Raw genomic sequence first — 18,424 nt, forward strand, 5'->3', positions numbered from 1 at the left:
TTGTTGGTTTTGCCCGGGAGTTTTACAGGCTGTCCAGGTTGTCCAGCAAATAGTTGGCGCGTTTCAGCAGAGCGTCGCGGCGCTCCGGTTTTTGTTTTTCCCAGTTGCGATACATCATAGTCATGCGCGGATTTTTAGCGAACTGATCACGGTGGCGGTCAATAAAGTGCCAGTACAGCGAGTTGAAGGGGCAGGCGTCGTCTTCGGTGGCTTTGGCCACTTTGTAATGGCAGTTGCTGCAATGGTCAGACTGGCGCTGAATGTACTTGCCGCTGGCGGCGTAGGGTTTTGAGCCTAAATAACCGCCGTCGGCGTGCATCACCATGCCCAGCACGTTGGGCAGTTCCACCCAGTCGTAGGCATCCACATACACCGCCAGATACCAGTCGCAAATTTCATCGGGCGTAATACCGGCCAGCAGGGCGAAGTTGCCGGTCACCATCAAGCGCTGAATGTGGTGGGCGTAGCCATTACGGCGAGTGGCATCAATGGCTTTGTGCATGCAGCGCATACGGGTGTCGCCGGTCCAGTAGAACCCGGGTAGGGCGCGGTCATTGCCCAGCTGGTTGTTGCGGGCGTACTCGGGCATGTGCAACCAGTAAATACCGCGCACAAACTCGCGCCAGCCGACGATTTGACGAATAAACCCTTCCACCGCGTTGATGGGCGCCCGCCCGGTGTACCAGGCTTGCGCCGCCTGCTCGCACACCATAAGTGGGTCTAGCAGGCCACAGTTAATATAGGGCGACAATATGGAATGGAACAGCCAGTCCTCGTGGTCAGAGATTGCGTCTTGATAATCGCCAAAGCAGGGCAGGGCGTAGTCAATGAAGTGTTCCAGGGCTTTCTCGGCGTCGGCGGCGGTCACTGCAAAATGAAAGTCTTCGCTGCTCCCAAAATGGTCGCCCAGGTGTTCTTCAACCATGTCGATGACTTCTTGGGTGACGGCATCCGGTTCAATCCGGAACGGCGAAGGCGCCAGCGGTTTGCCCGTCCATTTGCGGCGGTTTTCGGCGTCGTAGTTCCATTCGCCGCCTTCGGGCTTTTGCTCCGGGGTCATCAGTAGCCCGGTTTTGCGCCGCATTTCCCGGTAGAAATATTCCATGCGCAGCTGTTTGCGGCCTTCGGCCCAGTCGGCAAATTCTTGTTTAGTGGCAATAAAACAGCTGTCCGGGCGAATTTCTGTGGTTACGCCCAGGGTTTTATGCCACTGGCTGATAATGTCGTGCAGCCGCCATTCGCCGCATTCGGTGGTAATAATGCGCTCGGGCTGATGGGCTTTTATCTGCTCGGCCATCACCTGCTCCAGGCTTTGCGCCGTGTTATCCGGGTGATAGCGCTGGTAATGCACACTGTAGCCGTCGGCTTCCAGCTGGCTGGCAAAATGGCGCATGGCGCTGAACAGCAGTATCAGTTTTTTCTTGTGGTGGTTGGTGTAGCTGGCCTCGCTGTGAACTTCCGCCATAACAATGCGGTCGGTATCGCGATCGGCGCCTTCCAGAGCGCTCAGGCCTGGCGTTAGCTGGTCTGCGAGAATCAAAATCAGGTTGGCCATAGTGCTTTATCCAGACAGTGTGTGTTCCAAAAGGGGTAGGCAATATACTCAACAAGCGCAACAGCTGCGTTATTTCTGACTTGATATACTGTTGCCGGTTTCACAGATGATTCGAATCAAGATGGCTGCGCTGAAACACGGTTACGATGCCGGTTTACAGCCTGCTCCATATTCAAGGCGCCCAGAGTTTTTAATTATGGCTTCCACAAACGCAGTTCCGTCTTCTGACACCATTATTCTGCCCGAATTTACCTGGGATGACGCGCTGATTCGCCGCTACGACCTGAGCGGCCCGCGCTATACCTCTTACCCTACGGCGGTGGAATTCAATCAGACGTATCCGATTAACGATATGGTGCAGGCGGCCGCACGCAGCAAGGCCACCGGCCGACCGCTGTCGTTGTACACCCACATCCCGTTTTGCGCGCACCTGTGCTACTACTGCGCGTGCAACAAAGTGATCACCAAAAAGCGTAATAATGCCCAGCCTTATGTGCAGCGCCTGCTAAAAGAAGCGGCCATGCAAGCCGAATTATTCGGTGCTCACCGGCCGGTGAAACAGTTGCATCTGGGTGGTGGAACGCCAACGTTCCTGCCCCGCGATGTGATGCGCGAATTGATGCACGGCTACGGCGAACTGTTCAATCTGCAGACCGATGGCAGCCACGACTACAGTATCGAAATTGATCCCCGTGAAGTGGATGAAGACACCCTTTCCACACTGTGGGAGTTGGGCTTTAACCGTATCAGCCTGGGCGTGCAGGATATAAATCCCGAGGTGCAAAAAGCGGTCAACCGGATACAGCCTAAGGAAATGACCCGCGGGGTGTTGGATGAAGCGCGCCGCCTGGGTTTTGGTTCCATTAACCTGGACCTGATTTACGGCCTGCCGTATCAGACCCCGGACAGCTTTGCGGCAACACTGGAAGAAGTGATCGACATGTCGCCAGACCGGCTGTCGGTGTTCAGTTACGCCCATTTGCCAGAGCGGTTCTACCCGCAAACACGGCTCAAGGGCGACACCATGCCCACGCCGCAGCAAAAGCTGACTATCTTACACAACACCATTAATCGATTGCTGGATGCCGGCTACGAATACATCGGTATGGACCACTTTGCCAAGCCGGATGACAGCCTGGCGTTGGCTCAGCGCGCCGGTCGCCTGCATCGCAATTTTCAGGGTTACACCACCCACTCGGATTGCGATCTGGTGTCGCTGGGTGTGTCGGCCATTGGCCAGACCGATGACGCATACTTCCAGAACAACCACGATCTGCCATCCTGGGAGGCCGCGATAGATTCAGGCCAGCTGGCCATCACCAAAGGCGTAAACCTGACCCGTGACGATCGTTTGCGGCGCTGGGTAATAGGCCAGCTAATCTGCCAGTTCCGTCTGGACCGCCAGCAATTTACCGCCGAATGGAACGAAGACTTTGACCGGTATTTTGCTGATGAGCTGTCGCGTCTGAAGCCGATGATGGCAGACGAGTTGATTGCAGATAACGGCCGCGTGCTGCAGGTGCAGCCGGCCGGACGGCTGCTGATTCGTGCTATCTGCCAGGTTTTTGATGCCTATCGCAAAGAAGGCGCCACTCAGCGGTTTTCGCGAATTATCTGATGTTTATTCGGGCAGTTCTACTCTGGTAAGCCTACCCTGATTTCTGTTAAAGCAATCTGGAACATAAAACAGGGTGCCTTCACGGCACCCTTTTTTTTCACCGTTAAATCTAAGCTGTGGCAACCTTGAACTCGTTGGCCAGGTCATGCAGTTGGCGCGCCAGGCGAGCCTGCTCTTCAGTCACCTGGGTGATTTCCTGGGAGCCGGTCAGGGTCAGCAGTGCTGATTCGCTAACCGATTCCATATTGCCGGCGACCTCTCGGGTGACTGATACCTGCTCCTCAGAAGAAGCGGCAATCTGCGTCGCCATGCCGGAAATGTTGTTAACGTCGGCCAGAATGTCGGCAAAGGTCTGCTCCAGTTCTTCGGCCTGTTGGCTGGTTTCCGTCGCCAACTTGTGGCTACTTATGATGGATCGGCTGGCGCTTGCGGTCATATCCGTCACACCCTTGATGATATCTTCGATGCGGGTGGTCGATTCATGGGTCTGGCGTGCCAGGGTGCGTACTTCGTCGGCCACTACCGCAAAGCCGCGGCCGTGCTCACCGGCGCGGGCGGCTTCAATAGCCGCGTTTAGGGCCAGCAGGTTGGTCTGTTCTGCTACCTGACGAATCACATTGACTACGTCACTGATATGGCTGCTGCGCTCCTCCAGCTCTGCAATCACCTTATTAACCTGCTGCACCGAATCTGCTAGCGAGCGGATACCGCTAACACTGCTGTGCAGCACTTGCTCGCCGGTTTTGCTTTTCGCCATAGCGCTGTTGGCCGCATCTGCCACCTGCTGCACGTTGCGTGAAATTTCTTCTGACGTGGCAGACATTTCTTCGGTCGCTGCTGCAACCTGCTCGATCTGTTGCTGCTGGCTGCGGATTTGCCCCGCATTTTGGCTCGCGGTGGAGCTGGTTTCTTCGGTCGCCGTGGCCAGCTGTATGCTGGACTGGTCGATCAGCTTCAGAGCTCGCCCGAACACACTGAATAGCTCGTTGGTGGCTTTGCCAAAGGAGCCAAGTTCATCGCTGCTGGTAATCACAATGGGCTGGCGCAGATCTTTGTTGTCCATGGCAAAACGGATGCCGTCGAGTAAATTGGTTATTTGCCGGTTAATCGCCTGAATAATCAGCACCATCAGCGCCAGAGCAATCAGCGTTGCCAAACCCGCCAGCACGACGGCAGTAATAAGTTCTGAGCGGGCGCTGTCAAGGTGGCGCTGAGCCATGTTGTGGGCTTCATCCAATATCAGGGTACGAATCTGGTTCATGGCCTGAATACGGTTGGTGGTTGTGTCGAACCACTCAGCGAAATTAAGGTCGAACATGCCAGCTGTTGAACTGAACAGGGTGTTGCGCATTTCAGTCATGGCGAGGCTTTGATTCGACGCTTCAAAATCCACCAGGCTTTGGCGCTGGGGTGAATCAGCTGGCAGCCTGGCAATGGCTGCGCTTATATGCCCGTCTTGTGCACCGGCCAATGCAGCCAGTTGATGCAGGCGGCTCAGGTTGAATTCGCCGGTGTTGATCAATGCTGCGCCTTGGGCTCTTTCTAATCCTGAATTCTCGGCCGCTTCTGCCATATTCAAATAAGCGTTTACCTGGCGGGTCAGTTCGGCGTTGTCGGTGCGGCGGATAATCAATGGAATGCGGTCAATCAGCTGGCGGATCAAAGCCGTATAGCGCGCCGCTGATTCCGGGGGTGTCACGCGGCCATCCAGTACGGATTGACGCAAAGTGGCCAGGTTCGACAGGCTGCTTTGAGATTCTTCGATAGTGGATAGAACACCAGGATCAAATTTTTGGGCCTGCATCATATCGGGTAGCTGGCGACGGTATTCTGCCAGCTGTTGATCGGTGCGCTGTTGCTGGGTTTGCAGCGTCTGCACTGCGGCGCGTCTTTCATCGCTGCCGGCAACGCTGGACAAGACAACGGCGGAACGGCCGCGCTCTACTTGAAGAGCGTCGAGCACAGGATCGGCAAGGGCCACGAGGTCAGTCATGCCCTGCAGTTCACGCATCCCTTTTAAATCACCATAGTTGCTGATGACGCTTTGGCTGGCGAACAACAGCATGGCCAGAAGCACCGGTAAAACAAGAGCTATCAGTTTGCTGCGCATAGATAACGATCTAAGCCAATTCATAGCGTTCTCCTGCGCAGAGGGCCGGTTTTTGATGGTGAGTCAGGCGTGCCTGTCTTTTTGGTGTAAAGGATTAGACCAAGACCAGTCGGGAGAAGTGTGCTCATGGGAATCTGACAACTTAAGATGTGGACGTTGGTGGGAGTCTAAGAAAGAAGCAGAGTAACGTCTAGCTTAGTAATACTACGCAGAATACCTATTTAGAAGTATTCGCTGAACCCCTGACAAAGGTCAATGCACTGCAGATTGCACGGCGTATGGTTTCGTAACTCTATGTATGGAAGACGATTATGGAACTTGTATGTCCGGCCGGCAGCTTGCCGGCGCTGAAAGCAGCGGTGGATAACGGCGCCAACGCGGTTTACCTTGGCTTTAAAGACAGCACCAATGCTCGCCAGTTTAAAGGTTTGAATTTTAATGACAAACGCGCAGCAGAGGGTATTGAGTACGCCCACAAAAACGGCGCGCGGGTGTTCTGCGCAATCAACACCTTTCCTCAGCCTCAGGGCTGGAAAACCTGGACCGCCGCGGTAGACCGAGCCGCAACGCTGGGCATAGACGCGATGATACTGGCAGACATGGGTTTGTTGGATTATGCCGCCAGTCGCTACCCCCAAATAGACAGACATTTGTCTGTACAGGGGTCAGCCACCAGCTACGAAGCGTTACGCTTTTATAAAGATAATTTTGGCATTCGCCGTGCGGTGTTGCCGCGGGTGCTATCGCTGGACCAGATTCGCGGCCTGGCGAAGCACAGCCCGGTAGAGCTTGAAGTATTCGCCTTTGGCAGCCTGTGCATTATGGCCGAAGGCCGCTGTTACTTGTCTTCCTATATCACCGATGAATCTCCTAACACCCGCGGTGCCTGCTCGCCGGCCAAAGCCGTGCGCTGGCAGGAAACTCCCCAGGGATTGGAATCGCGGCTTAATGGCATCTTGATTGACCGCTACGGCAAGGGCGAATCCGCCGGTTACCCAACCCTGTGCAAAGGTCGCTTTGAAGTAGAAGGCAGTGTTTACCATGCTATTGAAGAACCGGTCAGCCTGAACACCATAGACCTGCTACCGCAGTTGCAGGAACTGGGCATCAGCGCGGTGAAAATTGAAGGCCGCCAGCGCAGTCCTGCTTATATCGCCGACGTGGCCCGCACCTGGCGCCAGGCTCTGGACAGGCTTGAAAATAGCGCCGCTGAATTTGCGGTAGACCCGGCCTGGAATGCCACCCTGGCAGGTTTGTCAGAAGGCGGACTGACCACCATCGGCGCCTATCACCGCAAATGGAAATAAGGTGGAATATTCTATGCTCAAACTCTCATTAGGCCCTGTACTTTGGTTTTGGTCACGGCAAACCGTGTTTGATTTCTACGCCAACGCTGCGGAATGGCCGGTAGATACGGTGTACCTGGGTGAAACCGTATGCGCCCGCCGCCGCGAACTGAAACTCGCCGACTGGCTAGACATCGCGGGCGTGCTGAAAGACGCCGGCAAGCAGGTGGTGTTGTCTACCCAAACCCTGATTGAATCCGAAGCCGACCTGCGCCTGCTGCGCCGCATTTGCAGTCAACAGGATTATCTGATTGAAGCCAATGACCAAAGCGCGCTGCAGCTGGCCAGTAGCAATAATTTGCCCTTTGTAACGGGGCCGGGCCTGAATATTTACAACGTTGCGACCTTGAAGGTGCTGGCAAAGCGGGGTTTGAAGGGATGGAACCTGCCCGTGGAGTTGGGCCGTGAAACTCTGGTCGAGTTGATTGCAGAGTTAAAAGCCGAAGGCCTGGATTTGCCGGCTGAAGTGTTTGCCTGGGGTTTTTTGCCGCTGGCCTGGTCGTCGCGCTGCTTTACCGCACGCCATTACAACCTGCCAAAAGACAACTGTGAATTCCGCTGCCTTCAGCATCCGGATGGTTTGGAATTGCGGTCCCGTGAAGCCCAGGAGCTGTTTCGCCTGAACGGCACGTCTACCTTGTCTGGCGCCCGTTATGATTTGTTGCGGGAGCTTCCGGATATGGTCGCCATGGGTGTTGATACCGTGCGCTTGAGCCCGGAGTACCAAGGTATGGCTGAGGTGGTGCAGCGCTTTGATCAGGTGCGCCGGGGTGAAATGCCAGATATTGACCCACTGCAATTGGTGGAAGCGCCCCCCTGTAACGGCTACTGGTACGGCAAACCGGGGATGGATCTGGTGGCGGATCGGCTTTGGGCACCGATGTTATAAAGCGTCATTAAATTTCCCTACGCTGCGCCTAAAACATGTATATAATATAAATCTATTTTGTTGTCGGAGCCTCACCATGTTTTTTTGGCAGTACAAACAGCGGGCTAAAGTGCTTGAGCTGGAGTTGTCTGCGGTACATAACAGTGTGGCGCAGCTCAACGAAGACAAGCGTCTTCTTGAACTCCGGTTCGAAGCAGAAGCCAGCGCGCTAGAGGAGGTAAAAACGCAGCAGGCGTTGAGCCGACGTTTGATGGCAGGGCTAGGCCAGTTTGGCAATTCACTGAAAGAACTGAAGGGTTCTTTCAGTGAATTGTCGCAGCTTCTGGGGTCTCGCCGCAGTGAGGCGCTGAGGACACGAGATGAATCCGGACAAGTAAGAGACCGGATGGTATCGCTGGTGCAAAGACTAGGAGATGCCCGCAATAGTGCTGCCAGCTCGGCACGGGATATGGACTCTTTGGAATCTGAAACTGGCAGCATTACATCACTGGTGGATGTGATTGACGGTGTTTCTGACCAAACGTCGCTGTTGGCATTGAATGCGAGCATTGAGGCTGCCCGCGCTGGCGAACATGGGCGCGGGTTCAGTGTGGTGGCAACAGAGGTCAGAAATCTTGCCCTTCGTGCAGGCGAGGCTACCCAAGAAATTGAGTCAGCCATCGAGCGTATCCGAGCGCAGACGAAAATTGTGGCCGGGGCCAGCCGTTCTAATAGCGAAGAAATGGAAAAGCTTGCTGCAGAGGCTGACGGCGCACGCGAACGGTTGCTGATGTTGATTGATATGGCTGGTACGTCTTCGGATGCATTGGGGCACGCCGCTGTATTGTCTGAAATTGAGTTGGCCAATCTTGAAGAGCTCGACATTAAGCTGACTGTATACCAGATTCTGGCAGGCCTTTCTGACAGGGCAGCCGACAGCTTGCCTGACGCCACGGAGTGCGCATTGGGGCAATGGTATTATCAGGGAGGAGGCCATAAACAGTATGCGGGCCAAGTGGATTTTAGAACCATTGAAAAGCCCCACCGGCTGGTGCACATTTATGCCAAAGAGGCTGTGCGAGCTCATCATGACGGCCGCGCAGAGGATGCTTTAAAGGCCCTGGAAGCCATGGAAAGCAACAACCTGGACGTGATGGCGCGCTTGCGCCGCTTGGTTGCGAGAGGTTAGATAGCTGAAAACGATACTTTGGAACGAGAAGGTCCAGACACGCATCGGAAGTGATTGCTGTTCATTTTCAAACCGTGGCGGCCGCAAATAACTACTGGAAATAATTCATGCGGTGGCGACTGTTGAGGTCGCCACTGTAGCAATCGTGATGAGCTCAAAGATAGTTAGAACGGAAGCAATTGGCGGATATTGGGTCAAATGATCTGAACCAACAAAGGGCCATGGCCGATTATATCTGTTCCCGCAGCAGCATCGTTTTGATGTGACCGATGGCCTTCATGGGGTTGAGCCCCTTCGGACAGTACGCCATGCAGTTACCTATCCCACGGCAGCGAAACACACTGAACGGATCGCCCAGTTTTGCCAAACGCTCGCGGGTGGCAGTGTCCCGTGAGTCCACCAAAAATCTGTTAGCTTGAAGCAAGCCTGCTGGTCCGATGTACTTTTCCGGATTCCACCACCAAGACGGACAGGCAGATGAACAGCAAGCACAGAGAATGCACTCGTATAATCCATCAAGTTTTGCGCGGTCCTCCGGACTTTGCAGTCTTTCAATCGCCGGATTTGGTGTGTCGGTGATCAGCCATGGCTGAATACGTTCGTATTGTTTGAAGAACAGTGCTTGGTCAACCACCAAATCGCGGATCACTGGCATGCCTGGTAGTGGGCGAATCTCCAGAACGTTCTTCTTACCCAAAGCGTCCGCTACCGCAGTAATGCAACCCAGGCCATTGCGGCCATTCATGCTGAGTCCGTCAGAGCCACAGACACCTTCTCGACAAGAGCGCCGAAACGTGAGCGTGGTATCCCGGGTTTTCAGGTGCTCCAGTACATCCAGCACCATGCGGCTCCGAAACTCGTCGCCCACCTCAACATCCTGGTTGTACGGTATGTCGTCCTGCTCGGGGTTATAGCGGTATAGCCTGACGATAAAATCACTCATGACGTTGCACTCCCGCGCATCGGCTTGATGCACTCGAAAAAGAAGTATTCAGTTTGAAGGTTAGCCGATGATCCATACAAACATGTTCGGCGTCAACTATCCTGTCCGACCGGTCATCCTAATTGTCGCCGAACACAAACAAGCGAAATGTTTAAACGCCATGATTTTATCCTCGTCTTCAGAGCTGAAATCTTGGGAATAACACATCCCGTTCAAGATAAATTCGCTCAGACAGCCTGAAATCCAGAGCTTTCAGTTCTCGATAAAACCGCTGCCACGACCGGCAGGCAGATTCTGGAGCGCTATAGCTCTGGGTCATCTGACGCAACTTACGCAGTTGCAACTTAATGAGCGAATGCTCCTCGTTCATCTGAGCGATCGGCGCTTCCAAATTGAGTGGCTGCTCATGCAGCATTCGTTTCAGAACGTGAGCGTTCTCTTGTTCAAGGTGGGCGGTGAGGCTGCGCTCCAGTTTTTTAATGGCCAGCGTGATGCCTTTAGGAACGTCAGGATTTGTTCTGTGGACAGCCTCGATCTTTCGAGCGAGCCGGTGCAGCTTCGACAGTTGTTCAACATGACCGACGTCGTAGCCGCGTAGGATGAGCTCCAGCAGCACGTCTGTATCTAACGTCTCAATCGGTGTCTGTTCCATTATCGTATCGAACAGCTCCTGGCACAACTGATCCGGGTTGATGTCGGCAATAGATGCGACGGCCTCAACGGTGGCCTGGTGATGCGCGTCAAGATCAGGCACATACTTGCACAATATATCAACGGTTTGGGGGCATTGGTTGATGAGCTGGGCGACCGTAGTGTCGTGGTAGCAGCCGAGAATATCCTGATAGTTCATTGTTGATTCTCCTCTTCCATTTAACATACATATATAATAGATGTTATAGGTTGTCAAGAATTGTTCTCATTTTCATTGAGTGCCCCAGAGCAGCCGCCCTTTCATGGGTACTGGCGGCGCCCATATTTATCCAGAGACTGCGTATTCCGGTCGGTCAACTAAGTAGTATTAGCACGTTGGGAGCTAAAGTGTACGGAGGCAGATTTGATAATCATTCACTCTGGCAAAATTCCCGACGCAATCGGGTTGGTCCGGACCTTCTCCGGCTAACAGCATTCACCTTACCAGTTGCTGCGTATGAAAATTCTCCTCGTTGAAGACGACAAACTACTCGGTGACGGAATTGCTGTCGGCATTGCCCAGTCAGGCCTGGTGGTTGACTGGGTATTGGATGGGCAACAGGCTGATACGGCCCTCGCCACGGGCAACTACGACGCTGCCGTTCTTGACCTCGGCCTGCCGCGGCTATCAGGCATGGAACTTTTGAGACGGGTCCGGGCAAGAGGGCAGATCTTACCGATTTTGATCCTGACTGCTCGTGATGCCGTGGAGGACCGAGTCGCTGGCCTGGATGCGGGTGCCGATGATTATCTGGTAAAACCTTTTGATCTCAATGAGTTGCAGGCACGGCTCCGGGCATTGCTGCGACGCTCCAAAGGATACGCTGAACCGATCATCAGTCACGGGGAGCTCCGAGTCGATCCAGCCAGTCATTCGGTGTCTTTGTCTGGCGGCACTGTCGATCTCTCTGCACGTGAATTCGCCATTCTCCACACACTATTGCTCAACGCAGGGCGAGTTATGTCAAAGGCACAAATTGAGGAGCATTTGTACGGCTGGGGGGAGGAAGTCGAGAGCAATGCAATTGAAGTTTTCGTACATCATTTGCGCCGAAAACTGTACCCGCAACTGATCCGTACGATCCGCGGTGTTGGGTACATGATTGAGAAGTCTGGGCTATGACGTCGTCATTGCGTTGGCGTCTTTTTGCGATTCTTGCGGTATCAGTGCTGTTTGCCTGGATTGCGACGGCGTTCTTTACCTACCTTGATGCGCGCAGTGAAATTGGCGCCATGCTTGATGCCCGCTTGGTGAAAACGGCTGAACGTGTCTCAGTGCAGGTTGCGAGTTCAGAGAATTTAGAAAGCATGGGCTCACAACAGATTCCTGACTATACCGACACCATACTGCAGGTATGGCTGCATGACGGCACCTTGCTTTTGAATTCAAGTACGGCTCCTGAACAACGCTTGGGCACACAGTATGATGGATTTGAAAACGCCACCATCAATGGTGCTCGCTACCGTATCTATAGCCATTGGGACAAAGCCGGTCATCGTAATGTGCGCGTTGGCGAGCGTTATGAATTACGCAACGCACTTGCCGAAAGCATAGCCACCCATCTGCTGCATCCCTTGTATTTTGCGGTTCCTGCACTGGGCATACTGATCTGGATATCTGTCGGTGCAGGGCTTGCGCCCCTGTCCCGCTTTACTCGTGAGGTAAAGAAGCGTGAGCCCGACAAGCTTGAACCGCTCGATATCACGGATACCCCCCGTGAAGTTTTACCGTTGCAAGATGCTCTCAATGCTCTTTTTATCCGCTTGCAGGCTTTACTTGAGCACGAGCGTCGTTTTACAGCGGATGCTGCCCACGAACTGCGCACACCGCTTGCCGTCATAAAAACACAGGCGCAGGTGGCCTATGCTGCACTTGATACGAGCCAACGGGAGCAGGCGTTGAAAAAGGTGATCAGTGGTACCGACCGTGCCGCTCATCTGATCGAACAATTGCTTGTGCTTTCGCGTCTTGATCCCGAGAAAACCCCGGTTGATCAACACCAGGTCAAACTCTCTACAGTGGTGAATGAGTGTGTCGCCTTGCATGCACCGGTTGCGATACGCAAGGGCGTAGACCTGGGGTTCGAGGCAAATGATGAAGGGTTGGTCCTTGGTGATCGAACCTTGCTGGCAGTTCTGGTGCGAAATCTCATTGATAACGCCGTTCGTTACACGCCGAGCGGTGGACTGATTGATGTTCGAGTCAAACGGATTGGCAGTCAGGTATTACTTCAGGTTGTTGATACCGGACCCGGAATTCCGGTGAAAGAGCGAAAGGGGGCGGTGTCGCGTTTTTATCGTGTGCTTGGCAGTGGTGAGGAGGGAAGTGGACTGGGGCTATCGATTGTAGAGCGTATAGCCCAACTGCATGGAGCATCGCTAACGCTTGAAGATGGTGATGCGGGGAAAGGCCTGGTTGCAACCGTGTGTTTCAGGGCGATGTCAGTATAAGGGCGGTCGACATTTTATATTGACGGTAATCCGTTTCCTTAAGCTTAGATTAAGGTGAGTCTGAGATACTCCTTTAACGCCGAAGACACGGTGTTACCCACAGGAGAATTTTATGAATATCAAATCCAGACTTTCGAACTTTGCAACCATCACGGGCATGGTGCTGAGTTTGCTGGGGGCTACCGCAATAGCTGCGCCGGCAAATAACGATCATGACCACGGCGACGGTGTGGCGGAACTTAGGCTCGATAACGGCAGCAAGTGGGCGATCGATGCACCGCTAAGTCGGGCTATGACTAATATCCGAAATGCCGTGGACAAAGACTACGAGGCTATCCATTCCAATCAACTAGCAGGCGAAAAGTACGCTGCATTGGCCACGAAGGTCACCAATGAAGTCGCTTACATGGTTGAGAACTGCAATCTTGAGCCTGAAGCAGATGCTCAGCTGCACCTGATCATTGTGGACCTGATGGAAGGCTCAACGGCGATGGAAAGCAAAGCCAATGCGCAGGATGGTGCGGTAAAGGTGATCGGGGCGATTGGAAAATACATCACTTATTTTAATGACCCGGATTTTAAACCGATTAAGCATTGATGGCTAACCCATTCCGGTTTTCTGGGGACCGCACAGGGAGGTAGTATTTCGCGAGGGGTTCAATGCGGTTCGGCATAGAATCCAACCGTAACCGGGGCTTTTTGATAGACTTTTATAGAACGAGTCATTTGGAATGTATCCTGGAGGTTGAGCAAGGGGCAAGAAACGAGCTCTCGAATTGCTGACTCGTAGTAAGCCGGAACTCCAGCCCGTTTTGGCCCCCACGCTCTCAGGCGCCCGCTATGACTCGTTGCGAAAGCTGCCTGACATAGCTGATGGCTCCAACAGTGAAAGATTTCAGAAGAAAAGCAATTGGCGGATATTAAGTTTCCACTCCAGGCTGTCCAGCAGATTTTTCAGTGCCAGGCCCAGTTCGGTGTCGCCCTCAATCACCAGGCGGCGCTGGAAAAACAGCTGGTCTGGGTCCTGATTCCGTTCGGCCAAGGTTTTGAAAGCGCTGAGAGAGCCCCGAATGGTCGCCTCACCTGGGCCGTCTACAATGCGCAGCCTGCCGGCCCAGAATCCAAAGGTGACACCGGGCTGACCTCCATTCAGCTCCAGGCGAATTCTGTGCCCTTCAAAATCATCAAATTCGCCGTCAGCAATGGCCTCGGCAAACAACCGGTTCAGCGGCGCTTCGACGACCAGCTGTTTTAATACCAACGGCAGGCGCTGGTCAATAGCGGCCAGCAGTGGTGAAGGCGAGGGTAAATACTCTTTCACTAGCGCCAGTGAATCGGTCATTAGCGGGTTAGCGGCCAGTTTCTGGCTAACAGCTTGCGCGCGTGACATGCCTGGCAGTGTATGAAATGCGGGTAGCGAGGGGCGCGGCAAAAAGGTTGGCATGTGCAGGGCCATGAATGTCTCCGTTGGTGATCAAACACGCCACTAAGGGCGTGTTCAGAAACACCTACATTAACCAAGGCTGGCCCGTGCCGCGTTGATATAGCTCAGCTCTTGTGCAGACCCTCTTCCACGGCCCACACCGCGACTTCCACCCGCGAGCGCAGGTTGAGTTTTTTCAGCAGGTGCTTTACGTGCACTTTCACAGTGCCGTCGCTGATGTCCAGTTTGCGGCCGATCATCTTGTTGGAAAGACCTTCGGCAATGAGCTTCAGAATGTCTTTTTCCCTTGGCGTGAGGCTGTCGAAGTCTGGCCGCGCCGGCTTTTGCGGTTTGTTATTGCGCAGTGCTTCTGCCAGCAGGGAGGTAAGGCGTTCGCTGATGACCAGCTTGCCTACGGCGGCCTGGTGCAGCTGGTTAATCATATCTTCCGGTTCCATGTCCTTCAGCAGATAGCCGTCGGCACCGGCGCGCAATGCTTCAACCACATCGTCTTGCTGGTCTGACACCGTGAACATAATAATGCGCGAGCTGATGTTGTGGGCTCGTAACTGCCGCAAGGCTTCAATACCGCTCACATCTGGCATATTCAGATCCATCAGAATCAGGTCTGGCTCCAGCTCCAGGGCAATGCGCACACCGTCTGTGGCATTGCTTGCCTCGCCTGCTACCTCAAGGTCTGGTTCCATTTCAATTAGCTGCTTGATGCCTTTGCGTAACAAAGGGTGATCATCTATCAACAGTATGCTTGCAGGTGTGTCAGACATGGCTCTCTCTTTATAGGGGTAAACCGTCAAATGGAATCCGCGGTTTGCGGGTTATTGGCCGGTTTAACCGGGATCAGGTTCCGGGCTTGGGGAATAAAATGCAAACTCACTTCCACACCTCCTTGCGGATGATTAGCAACCGTTAGCTGGCCGCCCAGTGAGCGGGCGCGATCCTGCATAATGATCATGCCGTAATGGTTCTCTGGCTGGCCTGAGTCGGGTAGCCCTCGACCGTTGTCACGGATTTTAGCCTTAACCTGCGGGGACTCGAAACTGACGTCAACCCACACGGCCTCGGCCTTGCTGTGCTTTACCGCGTTGGCCAGCGCTTCGCGCACAACCTGCAGCGTGTGGATTTCTTCATTGGGCGACAGCGTTTGCGCGGGCAGCTTGTACGCCAGATTGACGGGTTTGGCCATGCGTTCAGAAAATTCGAGCACGGTCTGGCGCAGTGCAGCGCCAAGGTCCGGTGTGTCCAGCTTCAAACGGAAGGTTGCTAACAGTTCCCGCAACTGACGATAGGCACTGCTTAAACCTGTACTTAGTTCGTCCAATACCGCGTCGTACCCCGTTTTTTGTGGGCCGTCCATATTCATTCTGCGCAATCGAGTAACCTGGATTTTAAGGTATGACAAAGATTGGGCCAAGGAATCGTGGAGTTCGCGGGCAATAACGGTGCGTTCTTCGGCCAGCGTCCGCTGTTGTTCTTCGGTAACTTGCCGTTCCAGAAATATGGCCGTGGCCAGCTGGTCGCTTAGTGTTTCCAGCAGCCGCCGTGCGGTTTTGGACAAATCCTGGGAGGCCGGGTACCAGACTTCCAGCGTGCCTAGCAGTTGGCCAGGGGTGCGAATGGGCAGCAGCAAACGGCGGCCATCATTGCCAGGCAGTGGCAGCTCGTCATGTTCCTCTTCGGTCACCAGACAGGCGTTGCAGCTGTGATCGCGGCAGTAAAATGGGCGTACTGTGGTGGCAGTGGTGACGGCTTGAACCGGCTCTGCGGAGGCTTTGTCGTGCAGGTACAGGTTGATAGGGCCTATGCCGAGCATCTGCTCCAGCTGTTTTAACATTGGCACTGCACCATCGCACAAGCTGTGATTCGCAAACAAAGAGCGGCTGGACGAATGCAGTAATTCGAGCGCAGCGTGGCTTTTCTCCAGCTCTTCGGTTTTGGCTTTGACCTTGCTTTCCAGTTCGTAGTAGGTGAGCGCCAGCTCGCTGGTCATCTGGTCAAACGCCGACCCGAGCTGCGCCAGCTCATCAGAGCCACGCAGCTCGGCCTTGCGGGAAAAATCTTGCTTGCTCACGGATTCGGCAATGCTCACCAGTTTTCGTAGCGGCCGCAGAACTCGCTTTTTCAAGTCCAGAAACAACGCCAATACGATCAGGATAGCGAACACCAGACTGATCACCTGTATCAGGTCCAGCAGGCGGATGCGGGCTTCAGTTCGGTTTTCAAGCATAGACACCAGTACATCGACATTGTCTACGTAGCTATGGGTGGTGTTGATCATGGAGCCGGTTAGCGGGTCTCCGGGCCGGTGTTGCGCCAGCATGGGGCCAACGCTGGAGCCCCACTGGTTGACGATGTCGCGGTAGCGTTGCGCCAGCGGGTGATCGGCGGTACGTGGTAATGACTGGATGATATCAGCGTGGACCAGGCGCTGATCGTAGCGGCTTATCATCTCATCCAGGGCCTGGCGTGCATTGGCGGCATTATGGTCTTCCAGTCGCGCTACCTGCGCCAGCAACTGATACGCGCCCATGCGCAGAGTGCCCGCCAGGTTGATGGCAGTGGCGTTGCCGGAAATGCTTTGGGACACCCCCAGGGTGACCCCCATGCTGACAATGGCGGTGAGTACCACCGCGCCAACGGCGATGGCAATCCGGTTTACTAGCGAGCTTTTGGAGGCCATAAGGTATTTGTTAGGTGGCGAGTGGGTATCGATGAATGCCATCTACCTCTTTACGGATAGACAGCTACCCACGAGGTTATTAAGCCATCATAGTCTTTGACCGCCAGACAGGCAAAGTAAGACACTCGAAGGCACGTCTGCCAACAGGATAAAATCGATGAATGTGGGGTCAGGACCGTCCGAAATACGAGCCTTACAACTATCGGCCGGCAGCACCGAACCGGATGACGAACTGGGCGACGAACGGGGCGAAGAGCGCTATGCATCGCTGTTGTTAGTGTTACCGCTAGCGCTGGCCGGTTTCATTATTGCGGCCGCCTGCTGGACCCTGTTTGCAGTGGTCGGCGTGACTCTGCGCAACGATTTTCAGCTGAGTGAACTTCAGTTTGGTCTGTTATTGGCAATGCCGATGGCGGTGAGCGCATTGCTAGCGGTTCCGGCAGGACTGTTTGCGGGTGTGTGGGGTGCCAGAAAAGTCATGTTGTGGTGCCTTACAGGCCTTGCGTTAAGTATGGCGCTGGTGTTCTTTGCCGATAGTTTTGCCGGTTATATTGTTGCCGCCGGCGGTTTGGGCCTGGCCGGTGGTTTTTACAGTGCAGGTCTGCAATTTGTGACCATTCATTGCCGGCCGCGACGGCTGGGGCTGGTGTTGGGTGTTTTTGGTGCGGGTATTACCGGCGCCGGTTTCAATTATTACCTGGTGCCGCTTCTGCACCAGGCCTACTCCTGGCAAGGCGTTCCTCTGGCTTACGTCATTGTGCTGCTGTTGATATTGGCACTGTTTCTGATGCTCACCGAGCCCGACGACCAAACCGCACCCTTTGCGAGCAATGCCGTGGCCTGGCGCAAATTTTGTGCGCCAAGGGTTTGGAGTTTGTGTGGTTATTTTTCCATTATTGCCGGCAGTTTTTTCGCATTGGCCCTGTGGCTGCCGGATTACCTGTCAGCACGCTCGGGCCTGCCGGTAGGCTTGGGTGCGCATCGGGCCTTGTGGTTTGTATTGCCGGGCGCTCTGGCACAAATTGCGGGCGGTGCGCTGGCCGATCGTTTGGGTAGCAGCCGGGTTGTTATATGGGCTTTGCTATCGGCGCTGGCAGCGCTATTTGTACTGTCTTACCCACCGATGACTCTGTCGATACAGGGTGTGGGGCGCTCCTATCATTTAGAACTTTTGCTGCCGCGGGTGTGGGAGGGCGGTGTGATGATTATGCTTGGCGCGGCTCTGGGCGCTGCTATTGGTGCGCTGCAGCGGATGATTATTCTGGAAAGCCGCGAAGCGGCGGCGGTAATGGCGGGCGTTTTGCTGCTGGGTGCGTTCGCTGTGGCATTCGTGTTGCCCATTGTATTCGCCGCCATCAATGCCTGGCTGAATGTGCGTTCTGCCGTGTTCATGCTGCTGTTCGTGATGCTGGCGGTCTGTATTTTATTGTTCGCCCGAAACACCCGGCGGTGTGAGCGCCGCAAGCTCTCGTTCGCACAGCCCCGAGTGGTCTAGGTGCCTTCTACCCCGCTGGTGGTAGGGGCTGGTTAAGA

General features: G+C 54.4%; 15 protein-coding genes and 1 pseudogene. 9 read left to right on the top strand and 7 right to left on the bottom strand.

What is annotated here, in order from left to right:
- Positions 1-22 precede the first annotated feature (22 nt).
- Positions 23-1,555 (bottom strand): cryptochrome/photolyase family protein, encoded by a 1,533-nt coding sequence (locus tag ATG98_RS11160; protein WP_098423061.1) that lies wholly within the window; start codon positions 1,553-1,555, stop codon positions 23-25.
- 235 nt (positions 1,556-1,790) lie between these two features.
- On the opposite strand from ATG98_RS11160, the gene hemN reads away from it, so the two are divergent.
- Positions 1,791-3,173 (top strand): oxygen-independent coproporphyrinogen III oxidase, encoded by a 1,383-nt coding sequence (gene hemN, locus ATG98_RS11165; RefSeq protein WP_416376595.1) that lies wholly within the window; start codon positions 1,791-1,793, stop codon positions 3,171-3,173.
- Between the two features lie 109 nt (positions 3,174-3,282).
- Here hemN and ATG98_RS11170 read toward each other — a convergent pair whose 3' ends face one another.
- Positions 3,283-5,307 carry a methyl-accepting chemotaxis protein gene (locus ATG98_RS11170; RefSeq protein WP_098421168.1) on the bottom strand — a complete coding sequence of 675 codons (2,025 nt, stop codon included), beginning with the start codon at positions 5,305-5,307 and terminating at the stop codon, positions 3,283-3,285.
- A 287-nt stretch (positions 5,308-5,594) separates the two neighbouring features.
- Here ATG98_RS11170 and ubiU point away from each other — a divergent pair, with 287 nt between their 5' ends.
- From ubiU to ATG98_RS22945, 4 genes and pseudogenes are all read left to right on the top strand, one after another.
- Positions 5,595-6,590 carry a ubiquinone anaerobic biosynthesis protein UbiU gene (gene ubiU / locus ATG98_RS11175; protein ID WP_098421169.1) on the top strand — a complete coding sequence of 332 codons (996 nt, stop codon included), beginning with the start codon at positions 5,595-5,597 and terminating at the stop codon, positions 6,588-6,590.
- A 13-nt stretch (positions 6,591-6,603) separates the two neighbouring features.
- Complete coding sequence (locus ATG98_RS11180) at positions 6,604-7,518, top strand: U32 family peptidase (protein WP_098421819.1); 915 nt, start codon at positions 6,604-6,606, stop codon at positions 7,516-7,518.
- Between the two features lie 76 nt (positions 7,519-7,594).
- Complete coding sequence (locus tag ATG98_RS11185; protein ID WP_098421170.1) at positions 7,595-8,686, top strand: methyl-accepting chemotaxis protein; 1,092 nt, start codon at positions 7,595-7,597, stop codon at positions 8,684-8,686.
- Positions 8,687-8,730: 44 nt separating this feature from the next.
- Positions 8,731-8,790 (top strand): annotated as a pseudogene (locus tag ATG98_RS22945) (hexameric tyrosine-coordinated heme protein); the annotation flags it as partial.
- A gap of 125 nt (positions 8,791-8,915) precedes the next feature.
- Here the strand turns inward: ATG98_RS22945 and ATG98_RS11190 are convergent.
- Together ATG98_RS11190 and ATG98_RS11195 are read right to left on the bottom strand one after the other, a co-directional pair.
- The gene (locus ATG98_RS11190) at positions 8,916-9,629 is read right to left on the bottom strand and encodes a succinate dehydrogenase iron-sulfur subunit (protein ID WP_098421171.1); all 714 of its coding nucleotides are present in this window, start codon (positions 9,627-9,629) and stop codon (positions 8,916-8,918) included.
- A gap of 178 nt (positions 9,630-9,807) precedes the next feature.
- The gene (locus tag ATG98_RS11195) at positions 9,808-10,479 is read right to left on the bottom strand and encodes a hemerythrin domain-containing protein (RefSeq protein ID WP_179888124.1); all 672 of its coding nucleotides are present in this window, start codon (positions 10,477-10,479) and stop codon (positions 9,808-9,810) included.
- Positions 10,480-10,776: 297 nt separating this feature from the next.
- On the opposite strand from ATG98_RS11195, the gene ATG98_RS11200 reads away from it, so the two are divergent.
- The 3 genes from ATG98_RS11200 to ATG98_RS11210 all read left to right on the top strand — a co-directional run bounded on the left by ATG98_RS11200 (position 10,777) and on the right by ATG98_RS11210 (position 13,368).
- Complete coding sequence (locus tag ATG98_RS11200) at positions 10,777-11,442, top strand: response regulator transcription factor (protein WP_098421173.1); 666 nt, start codon at positions 10,777-10,779, stop codon at positions 11,440-11,442.
- Positions 11,439-12,770, top strand: coding sequence for an ATP-binding protein (locus tag ATG98_RS11205; protein WP_098423067.1), 1,332 nt, complete (start codon positions 11,439-11,441; stop codon positions 12,768-12,770). Before ATG98_RS11200 ends, ATG98_RS11205 begins: the two co-directional genes overlap by 4 nt.
- Before the next feature lie 112 nt (positions 12,771-12,882).
- Complete coding sequence (locus ATG98_RS11210; protein ID WP_098421175.1) at positions 12,883-13,368, top strand: hypothetical protein; 486 nt, start codon at positions 12,883-12,885, stop codon at positions 13,366-13,368.
- Between the two features lie 297 nt (positions 13,369-13,665).
- Here the strand turns inward: ATG98_RS11210 and ubiT are convergent, their stop codons facing one another.
- The 3 genes from ubiT to ATG98_RS11225 all read right to left on the bottom strand — a co-directional run bounded on the left by ubiT (position 13,666) and on the right by ATG98_RS11225 (position 16,891).
- Positions 13,666-14,226, bottom strand: a complete 561-nt coding sequence (ubiT, locus tag ATG98_RS11215; RefSeq protein ID WP_098421176.1) for a ubiquinone anaerobic biosynthesis accessory factor UbiT — start codon at positions 14,224-14,226, stop codon at positions 13,666-13,668.
- A 92-nt stretch (positions 14,227-14,318) separates the two neighbouring features.
- Positions 14,319-14,978 carry a two-component system response regulator NarL gene (narL, locus tag ATG98_RS11220; RefSeq protein ID WP_098421177.1) on the bottom strand — a complete coding sequence of 220 codons (660 nt, stop codon included), beginning with the start codon at positions 14,976-14,978 and terminating at the stop codon, positions 14,319-14,321.
- Positions 14,979-15,004: 26 nt separating this feature from the next.
- Entirely contained in the window at positions 15,005-16,891 is a 1,887-nt protein-coding gene (locus ATG98_RS11225) for a histidine kinase (RefSeq protein ID WP_098424427.1), read from the bottom strand.
- Positions 16,892-17,048: 157 nt separating this feature from the next.
- Here ATG98_RS11225 and ATG98_RS11230 point away from each other — a divergent pair, with 157 nt between their 5' ends.
- Positions 17,049-18,386, top strand: coding sequence for an MFS transporter (locus ATG98_RS11230; protein ID WP_098423069.1), 1,338 nt, complete (start codon positions 17,049-17,051; stop codon positions 18,384-18,386).
- The last annotated feature ends 38 nt before the right edge of the window (positions 18,387-18,424 follow it).

Source organism: Marinobacter sp. LV10R520-4 (assembly GCF_002563815.1).
GTDB lineage: Bacteria > Pseudomonadota > Gammaproteobacteria > Pseudomonadales > Oleiphilaceae > Marinobacter.